Annotated in this window: 12 protein-coding genes and 1 pseudogene; 3 read left to right on the top strand and 10 right to left on the bottom strand. The window is 38.7% G+C overall.

Features of this window, described 5'->3' with window-relative positions; translation table 11 throughout:
* Nucleotides 1-389 precede the first annotated feature (389 nt).
* Complete coding sequence (locus ISX45_RS18920; protein WP_181555573.1) at nucleotides 390-569, top strand: hypothetical protein; 180 nt, start codon at nucleotides 390-392, stop codon at nucleotides 567-569.
* Nucleotides 570-611: 42 nt separating this feature from the next.
* Here ISX45_RS18920 and ISX45_RS18915 read toward each other — a convergent pair whose 3' ends face one another.
* The 7 genes from ISX45_RS18915 to ISX45_RS18890 all read right to left on the bottom strand — a co-directional run bounded on the left by ISX45_RS18915 (nucleotide 612) and on the right by ISX45_RS18890 (nucleotide 2611).
* Nucleotides 612-1052, bottom strand: coding sequence for a tyrosine-type recombinase/integrase (locus ISX45_RS18915; RefSeq protein ID WP_194519654.1), 441 nt, complete (start codon nucleotides 1050-1052; stop codon nucleotides 612-614).
* 1 nt (nucleotide 1053) lies between these two features.
* A complete protein-coding gene (locus ISX45_RS18910) occupies nucleotides 1054-1218 on the bottom strand; it encodes an XtrA/YqaO family protein (protein WP_228485592.1) in 165 nt (54 codons plus the stop codon).
* Between the two features lie 156 nt (nucleotides 1219-1374).
* A complete protein-coding gene (locus ISX45_RS18905) occupies nucleotides 1375-1536 on the bottom strand; it encodes a hypothetical protein (protein ID WP_181555570.1) in 162 nt (53 codons plus the stop codon).
* Nucleotides 1537-1557: 21 nt separating this feature from the next.
* The gene (locus ISX45_RS18900) at nucleotides 1558-1788 is read right to left on the bottom strand and encodes a hypothetical protein (protein ID WP_181555569.1); all 231 of its coding nucleotides are present in this window, start codon (nucleotides 1786-1788) and stop codon (nucleotides 1558-1560) included.
* Nucleotides 1789-1877: 89 nt separating this feature from the next.
* Nucleotides 1878-2099, bottom strand: a complete 222-nt coding sequence (locus ISX45_RS19795; RefSeq protein ID WP_228485591.1) for a hypothetical protein — start codon at nucleotides 2097-2099, stop codon at nucleotides 1878-1880.
* A 6-nt stretch (nucleotides 2100-2105) separates the two neighbouring features.
* The gene (locus ISX45_RS19790) at nucleotides 2106-2324 is read right to left on the bottom strand and encodes a helix-turn-helix domain-containing protein (RefSeq protein WP_228485590.1); all 219 of its coding nucleotides are present in this window, start codon (nucleotides 2322-2324) and stop codon (nucleotides 2106-2108) included.
* 56 nt (nucleotides 2325-2380) lie between these two features.
* Complete coding sequence (locus ISX45_RS18890) at nucleotides 2381-2611, bottom strand: hypothetical protein (protein ID WP_181555859.1); 231 nt, start codon at nucleotides 2609-2611, stop codon at nucleotides 2381-2383.
* A 464-nt stretch (nucleotides 2612-3075) separates the two neighbouring features.
* Between ISX45_RS18890 and ISX45_RS18885 the strand changes: the two genes are divergently transcribed.
* Both ISX45_RS18885 and ISX45_RS18880 read left to right on the top strand, forming a co-directional pair.
* Entirely contained in the window at nucleotides 3076-3333 is a 258-nt protein-coding gene (locus ISX45_RS18885) for a helix-turn-helix domain-containing protein (RefSeq protein ID WP_267240189.1), read from the top strand.
* Between the two features lie 328 nt (nucleotides 3334-3661).
* Nucleotides 3662-5215, top strand: a complete 1554-nt coding sequence (locus ISX45_RS18880) for a recombinase family protein (RefSeq protein WP_181555568.1) — start codon at nucleotides 3662-3664, stop codon at nucleotides 5213-5215.
* A gap of 43 nt (nucleotides 5216-5258) precedes the next feature.
* Here ISX45_RS18880 and ISX45_RS18875 read toward each other — a convergent pair whose 3' ends face one another.
* The 3 genes and pseudogenes from ISX45_RS18875 to ISX45_RS18865 form a co-directional block, all read right to left on the bottom strand.
* Complete coding sequence (locus tag ISX45_RS18875) at nucleotides 5259-6353, bottom strand: Fic family protein (RefSeq protein WP_181555567.1); 1095 nt, start codon at nucleotides 6351-6353, stop codon at nucleotides 5259-5261.
* A 156-nt stretch (nucleotides 6354-6509) separates the two neighbouring features.
* A pseudogene (gene yhbH / locus ISX45_RS18870) lies at nucleotides 6510-7556 on the bottom strand (sporulation protein YhbH); the annotation flags it as partial.
* A gap of 228 nt (nucleotides 7557-7784) precedes the next feature.
* Nucleotides 7785-9680, bottom strand: a complete 1896-nt coding sequence (locus ISX45_RS18865) for a PrkA family serine protein kinase (RefSeq protein WP_181555565.1) — start codon at nucleotides 9678-9680, stop codon at nucleotides 7785-7787.
* Nucleotides 9681-9851: the final 171 nt, after the last annotated feature.

The raw sequence follows: 9851 nt of genomic DNA, 5'->3' as shown, positions 1-9851 counted from the left end.
AACTTCGAGGTGTGACAGATACGCTTTATGATTTTTGTAAACCGAAAATTACCTAATAAACAGAAATATGGTAATAACAAAGAAATCCAAGAATATATAAAGCAAAAACATGGTTATACCCTTAAAACTTGTTGAATTGCACATATGAAAGAAATTTGTAGACTTAATCCTAAGATTTTACCTAATCGATTTTCTCCAAATTCAAGAACAAATCCATGTCCTCCGGATAAACAAGATGATCTCAAAGAAGCTTTCAAGCACTTTAAAATGATTTGACTTATTTCGCTCCCTTCTCAGAAATCTAAAAATAATATTTAAGGAAGCAAAATTGCTAAAACTGTTTAATAACTATGTGGTATAATTATCCAAAAACACATTGGAGGTCGAACATGAATTCTTCTGTAAGCTTGTTTCCGTTACTTACTTTTATTCCGATTATTATTTATCTTGGTCTGATGATATTTGGTGTGTGGTTCGCGGTAAGTTTAATAAAAACATTAAAAGAGAAAAATCAAATTCTAAAAGAGATTGCTAGAAATTTGGAGAATAGGAGTAAGGAAGAAATATAAAATTTCTTCCTTTTTCATTAACTAAATTACTCTTTTATTTCCTTATAAACTAAAATCATCAACAGCATTATCAATGATGTCTTGGTTAATACCGATGTAACGTAGCGTAATCGAGGGAGATGAATGATTCAAAATCTCCTGCAGCAACGCCACATCCTTCGTGCGTTGATAAAAATGGTACCCAAACGTTTTTCGAAGAGTGTGGGTACCGATCTCTGAGATGCCAATTTTATTTGCTGCTCTGTGTTGCTGCAGCTCCCGATTTATTTTGAATTGCTTATATTTCCCTGTTTTTTGTTCGTAAATCATGAGGCGGCTTTTTCCTTTGACATCTTTGACTTTGAGCTTTAGGATATCGCTGATTCTCAATCCCGTGTTAATTCCCAAGACGAACAAAAACCAATTGCGGCGACCTGTTTTCAGCAATTCTGCTTTCATCGCAGCAATTTTCTCTACGTCCCTAATGGGCTGGACGGTGCGCATCCTAAAACAACTCGCTTTCCTCATATTTGATGCATGCTGTTTTCCCTTTTGCTGTTTCAACGATCGTAAAACCATGCTCCACAGCTTCCGCTACTTTTGCCTTCCCTTGTACACCATCAATGACAAGAACGAGCGCTTTACCGGAAACTGATGTACTAGTGCACATCGGCATGACCAGGAATGATTTGATAGGCTAAGGGGGAAGAGTCAAATTCATTCCCGATCATGACGACAGGCACTAGGCCTGTGTGCTTGCCCAATAGCAGTAAAAGATGGTACAATCGGCTTGGGATATAGTTCTTTCTTAAGGGGCAGTGAGCGTTTAGCTTGCTGCTTTTTCTTTTTGACCAAATCGCTTGTAAAGTTCTTCTTTTGCTGCTAATTCTAACGTCATTAACAAAGTAAGCTGGTTTCGCATTTTTTCACAAATTTGACGAACCTCTGATGCTTTCATTAATCGACTTGCAGAAAAACACATGTTCATTGTTTTCCTCCTCGCAATTATTTAAAAACTCACTAATTCTTTAACAGGCGGACATTTATATCGGGCAACGCATTCAAAGTGATAGTACGCTTTCACAAGAGTGTTGATCGCATCCACATACGCTTTACATGTTTTGTATGACGGGCAATCCGAAAGCTTTTTATATGCGCCTTTTCCATCTTTCCATTCATCACGCAGTTCATCTAATTCTGCATACAAAAAACCTTTTAAAGCTTCGATTGCATGATCCACTTAAATTCCTCCTTTTTATATCAACGTTTAATAAATCCTTTGGCTTTGAGCTTCGTACGGTGCTGTTGTCACATTTTAAACCACGAAAATCAGTAATCGATGCAAATGCCTGCTACGTATTGAGTAAGGGCAACAAGCACATCAATCGCCTGCAAAATCGCTTCTTCAAGCCATTTTCTGTCAAACACTTTGATGGACCGCGGGTGATTCGCGATACACACGTTTTCAATCGTTTCAGTGAGTTCTTCTTTCATTTTCATCGCAAAAACACTTATCCGGTGGAGATCGCCGACTTCTCCATCTAACTTCACAGGTCCTCATCCGGTATATTCGGCTGCTGCCTCGAGTGCACCCCACGGATTATTATGTTTTTCTGCAAAGTATTTTGAGATATCCAGTTGCACTCGATATCGTTCACTTTCTTGGTGTGAGATGGATTTACGGGATTCAAATATTTCAAAAGATAGTTGCTGTTGGGTCATATTTGCCTCTTTTCTTGCTTCCTTTACTTTATCTGCGGCTCTACCACACCTCACTTTTTTATCTCTCCCTTCTACCAAAAAAATAAATGCTATGTTATTATTAAAGGAATTTATTCTGAGTCTTTGGGGCGACAACAATCAAGAACTGCTTTGGCGATCTGCTTTAAGACAGGGTTCCCCTTCTCCCATTCTTTTTCGAACCATTCTTTCCGCTCCTCAGCACTCATCAGTACCAACGGGGAGTGAATAATAACAATAGTGTTGCCGTATTTGAATTCCTTCATGCCCGCATTCCCCCTTTGTTCATGTTTATGCGGAGCATGGGAATCAATTGCTGACATTCTGATTTCATCTCACGTGCCGATCATTGTGTTTTGTTACGTTCCTTAAAGGAACATTTATCTTTAAAAAAATTTGTCCAGCTAAGGCCATGAACTGAGGCAATTTTCTTAGCAACCTTAATATCCGTTTTCAATGTAAGTGTAGTAACTGCTTGAAATTTTATAACTTTCAACGACTTGACTTTAGGTCATCTCTTTTCTTTCACGTAATTCCTTAAGCCTTGTTCTCAGCTAAGATCATCACCTTTAGTGCCTTTTAGCTGCATTGTATGTCCCTTAAAGTAACAAGAGGACATGTTTTGTATCCTTTTAGGAACATTTTTATTTCTTCTTTAAAAGTTTCTGACAGCAACTTTATAATAATTAAAATATAATTAGGTAAATTGCGGTGATAGTATGCAAATCTTCGGGGAAAGATTAAAACATTTACGAGAAAAGAAAATTCAAAGTGGACTCAAGAATATGTGACCGACCTTGTTGGAGTGGCGAGATCAACATATACAGCGTATAAACGTGTCACTAAACAACGACAACTAGATACAGTAAGTAAGTTGGCTGATTTATTCGAGGTTAGCGCAGACTATCTTCTCGGTCGCACCGACTCTCCACATGGATACGCAACAGAAACCAAAACCGCAGAAGAAGACGCACTAGCAAAAATCAATCAGCTTATCAAGGAATACAGCATCGAACAAATGGGCTTTTTTGATATTGAGAAATAGAAAAGCCTATCGGAAGGAAGAAATTGAGGAGATAATTAAACACTTTGAGTGGGTTGTTCATAAGGCAAAAGAAAAGAATAAATCACCATATGAGAAGACACCGAAGACTAATATTTAGTTTTAGGTGTCTTTATTTTCCGTTAAGGAGTAATAATAACAAAGAAATCGAACAGATAGCTAATATGTTGAAAGTAACGCCGGAGTTGTGCGAAGAACGCTTAACACAGATTAGAAACCGCCTATTAGTCAAGCCATAGCCTATATTGGGCTATGGCTTTTTGTTATATATGGATATAGTGAGTTATATACTTGTGTAGAGGTGATTTTTATGTACAGGCCGACTAATTTAGATGTTTTCATATATCTTCGAAAAAGCCGCAAAGACATCGAGGAAGAGAAAAAGGCTGCTGAAATCGGTGCATCGTATGATACTCTTCAACGTCATCGCGATACGTTGCTAGCTGTTGTAAGAAAAGAAAATCACAACATCATCGACATCTTCGAGGAAGTGGTTTCTGGAGAATCAATTGCCGAGCGCCCCGAGATTCAAAAGTTGCTTCGTGAAGTGGAGACAGGAATTGCTGATGCTGTTCTTGTGATGGATATTGATCGTCTTGGACGCGGGGATATGTTAGACCAAGGTATCCTAGACAGGGCTTTTCGTTACTCCGGCACAAAAATCATCACCCCTACAGAAGTTTATGATCCAGAAAGCGAAACATGGGAGCTTGTCTTTGGAATCAAATCTCTGGTTGCTCGTGAAGAGTTGAAAACCATCACCAAACGTTTGCAGCGCGGTCGTCGTGCTTCCGCTGCTGAGGGAAAATCCATTTCAAAGAAGCCACCATACGGATATCTTCGCGATGAAAACCTCAAGCTGTATCCTGACCCAGAAACCGCATGGGTAGTGGTGAAAATCTTTGAGATGATGCGCGATGGATATGGCCGTCAGGCGATTGCTGCGGAATTGGACAGACTTGGTGTGAAACCGCCGAACAAAAAACGTGATCATTGGTCTCCTTCAAGCATTACGGCCATTATAAAAAATGAGGTCTACATGGGGCATATCATTTGGGGCAAAGTAAAATATGTAAAACAAAATGGAAAATATAAACGCAAAAAAATGCCTCCAGAGCGCTGGCACGTAAAAGAAAATGCTCATGAACCTCTCGTATCAAAAGAGCTATGGAAAGCCGCAAATAAAGCTCATACAGGTCGTTGGCGACCTTCTACAGTCAATAACAAATCACTTTCAAATCCGCTTGCTGGCTTGTTAAAATGTGCAGTTTGTGGCTATACAATGTGGTATCAACCTCGTCCGGACAGGCCTAACGATCTCATTCGTTGCGCTAACCCACGATGCAAGGGTGTTCAGAAAGGATCTCTACTTCCGCTAGTTGAAGAAAGGATACTGCAGTCACTGGCTGAATTTATCGATCAGTTTGAAATACAAGAACAAATGATAGATAAAAGAGAAAACCAATCTGTCATTCCTCTTAAACAAAAAGCACTTGAGAAAAAAGAAAAAGAATTGAAAGAACTGAATATTCAAAAAAGTAATCTCCATGACTTTTTAGAACGAGGAATTTACACAATCGAAGTGTTCCTAGAACGGCAGCAAAACATTGTGGAGCGTATCAAACAGACACAAGAAGAGATCGAACAGCTCAAACAAGAGATAGAAAAAGAACAGCTCAAAGAAAAGAACATCAACGAGTATGTTCCAACCGTCAAAAAAGTGTTAGAAGCATATCATAGTACGGATGATGTTGAAAAGAAAAACCGCCTCCTCAAATCAGCGCTTGAGAAAGCGACTTACTTGCGTAAACCGGAATGGACTAAGAAAGACCAATTTGTTATTCAACTTTACCCTAGGATATAAATGAAACCGTTGAGAGTTCAAGTTTCTCAACGGTTCTTTTTTCTTATCGAAGTTTATCAAGAAGGTTATAGTAGTAATATGTTTTAGAACGAACTCTTCCGTCTGAGAAAATAATTCTTTGATCTTCCAATTTGCTTAGATATCTCCTAATAGTTACCTCTGATAAACCAGTTAGATTAGACAAAGTTTTTGACGTAAATATTGGTCTTTGGAACATTACATCGATTACAGTACGAATATTACTGCTATTAATAATGGAGCTTGCCCTTGCCAAATCTTCCTCGTATAGTTTATTCACCTCTTCAATTAAGCGAACATTTTTCTTAGCCTGAATACTAATGCATTCTAAGAAGAATTTAATCCATTGTGTCCAATCGCCTTTATAGCGAGTGTCATTTAAATACCGATAGTATTTATGCTTATCTCTTTCTAAAACATCACTAATAAAGAAATTTGGATAGTCAATTACACCTTTATTGTATAAATAAAGAGGTATTAAGATCCTACCTATTCTGCCGTTTCCATCGAGAAATGGGTGAATAGTTTCAAATTGCGCATGAATAATCGCAACCCTTATCAATTCATCGTAATCATCTTGAGGATCGTTTATATACTTTTCTAAATTAGACATATAATCATTAACAAGTTGCGGTTCTGGAGGAATATAGGTAGCTGTCTCGATAGTGCATCCTTCAGGCCCAAGAAAGTTTTGGATTCTTCTAAACTCCCCTGGCGAACGATTGGAGCCCCTTACATTGTTCGATAACAATATTTTATGCATTAATTTAAAAAGACGCGTAGAAATAGGAATACTTTTTAAAGCATCCATGCCATCAATTAATGCTTTATAGTAATTCAGTGCCTCTTGAGTATCCTTATTTGCTTTCTTGGTTTGAGCCTCTACCTCCATTACTTCGTCTAACGTAACTTGCGTACCTTCAATTTTTGTAGATTGAACTGCTTCCTTAAGCATTACTGGTCTTAGCAAGAACTGTGGATGTAGTTTAGAGTTTTTTAACATTGTTTGGTATTCCACGATGCTCTTATTTGCTTCCACTAACTCACGAATAAATTGAATCTGATTTACAATTTCTACCTTTAATGGTAACATTAAAGGAACAAAAGGTTTTAATCTCATGCTTCATTACCCCTTACGTTCATTTTTATTATATATTGTTTGTTAATAATATAATATATACTATTTACAATCATTTATTTCATTTTTTGAATTCAATTATACACTTTCATCACTTATTTGTTAAGAAAAAAGGCTTCTGCTTTCAGCAGAAGCCTCTCTAATTAGTGTATAGGATATATAGTTGTACTGATTAACTTCACCATAACCAAACATGTTCGATACTTTCATGAGCTCGTTGACGAGTTTGACGCAGCGGGCATTGTCGGATGTTAAGTTATCGCCGTCAGAAAAATGGAACGGATAGATATTGTAGCGAGATGGAGAATATTGCGTTTCAATTAACTCAAGTGCTTTTCGATAAGCGGAAGAACAGATTGTACCACCGCTTTCTCCTTTTGTGAAAAATTCCTCTTCGGTGACTACTTTCGCTTCCGTATGGTGAGCGATAAACGCAATTTCGACCGTCTCGTATTTTGTGCGTAAAAAGCGAGTCATCCAAAAGAAAAAGCTTCTTGCCATATATTTTTCCCATAATCCCATCGAGCCACTCGTATCCATCATTGCAAGCACAACCGCTTTCGATTCCGGTTTCACGACCTCGTTCCACGTTTTGAATTTTAAATCTTCCGGATAAATTGGATAAAAGCTTGGATTGCCGCTCATCGCATTCCGTTTAAACGCAGCCATCATTGTTCGCTTTTTATCAATATTCCCCATTAATCCTGTACGGCGAATATCGTTAAATTCAATATGCTGAACAACGTTTTGATCGGCTTCTTTTCTCTTTAAGTTCGGCAATGCTAACTGGCTAAACAATGCTTCTTCCAGTTCCATTAGCGATACTTCCGCTTCGTAATAATCGTGTCCCGCTTGGTCACCAGCTCCCTGCCCTTTTCCTTGGCCTTGTTGCCCCTCTCCGGAACCATCCTGTGCAACGATATCGCCAACTTGACTATCTCCGTTTCCTTGACCGATATGTTTATTTTTATCATAGTTATAACGAATTTTATATTCATCCAAAGAGCGAATCGGAATTTTGATGACATCACGACCGTTTGACATAATGATGCTTTCTTCTGTAATTAAATCCGCTAAGTTATTTTTGATCGCTTCTTTTACTTTTTCTTGATGCCGTTGTTGGTCATCATGTCCTTTCCGGTGGAGGGACCAATCTTCTTTTGATACAACAAAATTTCCACTCATCGTCGTTTCCCCCTCCTAAAAATTTTTCACATTTTTTCATATTGAGGCATATACTTATCTTGGCGTCTGAAAAAATCCAATCAATACATAACGGTTGTTTACTTTATATCCTATGCATGGAAGCGAAATAATTGACAAATTATTACGAAAATTACATCCTAACTTTTGGTCGGACAAGCCAAAAATCATTTCATGTGAGTAAAAAAGCATGCCCGATATTGAGGCATGCTAGCGGTTTAATAGGCTTCCTACATAGCGAAGCAATTCGTTGGCCGACGTAGAATTATAGCCGTATTCATCAATCAGCCGCGCTACCACTTCGTTAATTTTCTTTAATTGTTGCTCATCTGGTGTTTTGCTGGACGTTGTAATTTTGACGATGTCTTTTAAATCAGCGAACAATTTCTTTTGAATCGCTTCCCGCAATCGTTCATGAGAATTATAATCGAATCGTTGTCCTTTTCGCGCATAGGCGGAGATACGAATTAAAATCTCTTCGCGGAACGCTTTTTTCGCGTTTTCGGAAATGCCGATTTGCTCTTCGATTGAACGCATTAGCTTTTCATCTGGATTCATTTCTTCGCCTGTAAGCGGATCGCGCAATTTTGTTTTATTGCAATACGCTTCAACATTGTCTAAGTAATTGTCCATAAGCGTTTTCGCCGATTCTTCATATGAATAGACAAACGCTTTTTGTACTTCTTTTTTCGCAATTTCATCATATTCTTTCCGCGCAAGGGAAATGAAGTTTAAATACCGTTCACGGTCTTCCTTCGAAATGGACGGGTGCTGATCAAGTCCTTCTTTCAACGAACGCAGTACATCTAACGCATTAATAGACGGAATGCCTTTCCGAATAATGCACGAAGAAATACGGTTAATGACGTAGCGAGGATCAATCCCGCTCATCCCTTCATCAGTATGTTCTTTTTTCAATTCCTCTACATCTACTTCGTTAAATCCTTCGACGGCTTCCCCGTCATACAAGCGCATTTTCTTAATTAAATCAATATCCGGACGTTTCGATTCTTTCAGCCGAGTTAAAATCGTAAACATCGCTGCGACCCGGAGCGTATGTGGGGCAATATGCACATCGGCGACATCGCTTTCCCTAATCATTTTTTCATAAATTCTCTCTTCTTCGGAAACTTTTAAGTTATATGGAATCGGCATGACGATAATTCTGGAATGGAGCGCTTCGTTCTTTTTATTAGAAATGAATGAACGGTACTCCGTTTCGTTCGTATGAGCGACAATTAATTCATCAGCGCTAATCAAAGCGAATCGGCCTGCTTTGAAATTCCCTTCTTGTGTTAATGAAAGCAAGTGCCATAAAAATTTCTCATCGCATTTTAACATTTCCTGAAATTCCATAATCCCTCGATTTGCTTTGTTGAGTTCACCATCGAAGCGATATGCCCGTGGATCCGACTCAGAGCCATATTGAGCAATCGTCGCAAAATCAATGCTTCCCGTCAAATCAGCAATATCTTGTGATTTCGGGTCTGACGGGCTAAACGTACCAATTCCGACCCGCTTATTTTCGGAAAAGAAAATTCGTTCGACCATCACATTTTCAATGCGTCCACCGTACTCTTTTTCAAGTCGCATCATATTGAGCGGTGAAAGATCTCCTTCAATACGAATGCCATATTCTTTATAAAAATCATCGCGCAAATGGTGCGGAATCAAGTGGAGCGGATCTTCGTGCATCGGGCAGCCTTTAATTGCATAAACTGCGCCGCGATCGGTTAACGAATAGGCCTCTAATCCCCTCTTTAACATCGTTACAAGCGTCGATTTTCCGCCACCAACTGGTCCCATCAATAACAAAATGCGCTTGCGGACATCAAGTCGTTTCGCAGCCGGGTGAAAATATTCCTCCACTAATCTTTCCAACGCTTCTTCTAATCCAAATAATTGCCCGCTAAAAAACGTATATCGTTTTCTTCCGTCCACTTCCTCGACACCGGCATCTTTAATCATATTATAAACACGTGAATGTGACGATTGGGCAACCCACGGCTTTTCCTTCAAAATCTCTAAATACTCCGCGAAGGTTCCTTCCCATTTCAATCGTTCTTCTTCTTCTCGATATTTCGCGATCTTCTTTAAAATATCCATAAAGGACCTCCTTATCCTTGATGTCTAACAGCAGGATTATTACAATGTATGCGAGGATGTCCGTTATGATTCGTCTCGAAATAAAAATTTGCCCCATCACCTTCGCTTTAGACTCGTCATTCACATTGCTTGTCACATAGGCTATAATAAAAAGACGAGATGACTATTTGA

The sequence above is a fragment of the Thermaerobacillus caldiproteolyticus genome (assembly GCF_015326725.1).
GTDB lineage: Bacteria > Bacillota > Bacilli > Bacillales > Anoxybacillaceae > Thermaerobacillus > Thermaerobacillus caldiproteolyticus.
This window is presented reverse-complemented; position numbering and strand designations above follow the sequence as displayed.

Excerpts from the sequence above, each read along its gene's own strand:
- ISX45_RS18920 (WP_181555573.1), top strand. The coding sequence starts at position 390 with ATGAATTCTTCTGTAAGCTTGTTTCCGTTACTTACTTTTATTCCGATT.
- ISX45_RS18915 (WP_194519654.1), bottom strand. The coding sequence starts at position 1,052 with ATGCGCACCGTCCAGCCCATTAGGGACGTAGAGAAAATTGCTGCGATG.
- ISX45_RS18910 (WP_228485592.1), bottom strand. The coding sequence starts at position 1,218 with ATGTGCACTAGTACATCAGTTTCCGGTAAAGCGCTCGTTCTTGTCATT.
- ISX45_RS18905 (WP_181555570.1), bottom strand. The coding sequence starts at position 1,536 with ATGAACATGTGTTTTTCTGCAAGTCGATTAATGAAAGCATCAGAGGTT.
- ISX45_RS18890 (WP_181555859.1), bottom strand. The coding sequence starts at position 2,611 with ATGTCAGCAATTGATTCCCATGCTCCGCATAAACATGAACAAAGGGGG.
- ISX45_RS18880 (WP_181555568.1), top strand. The coding sequence starts at position 3,662 with ATGTACAGGCCGACTAATTTAGATGTTTTCATATATCTTCGAAAAAGC.
- ISX45_RS18875 (WP_181555567.1), bottom strand. The coding sequence starts at position 6,353 with ATGAGATTAAAACCTTTTGTTCCTTTAATGTTACCATTAAAGGTAGAA.
- ISX45_RS18865 (WP_181555565.1), bottom strand. The coding sequence starts at position 9,680 with ATGGATATTTTAAAGAAGATCGCGAAATATCGAGAAGAAGAAGAACGA.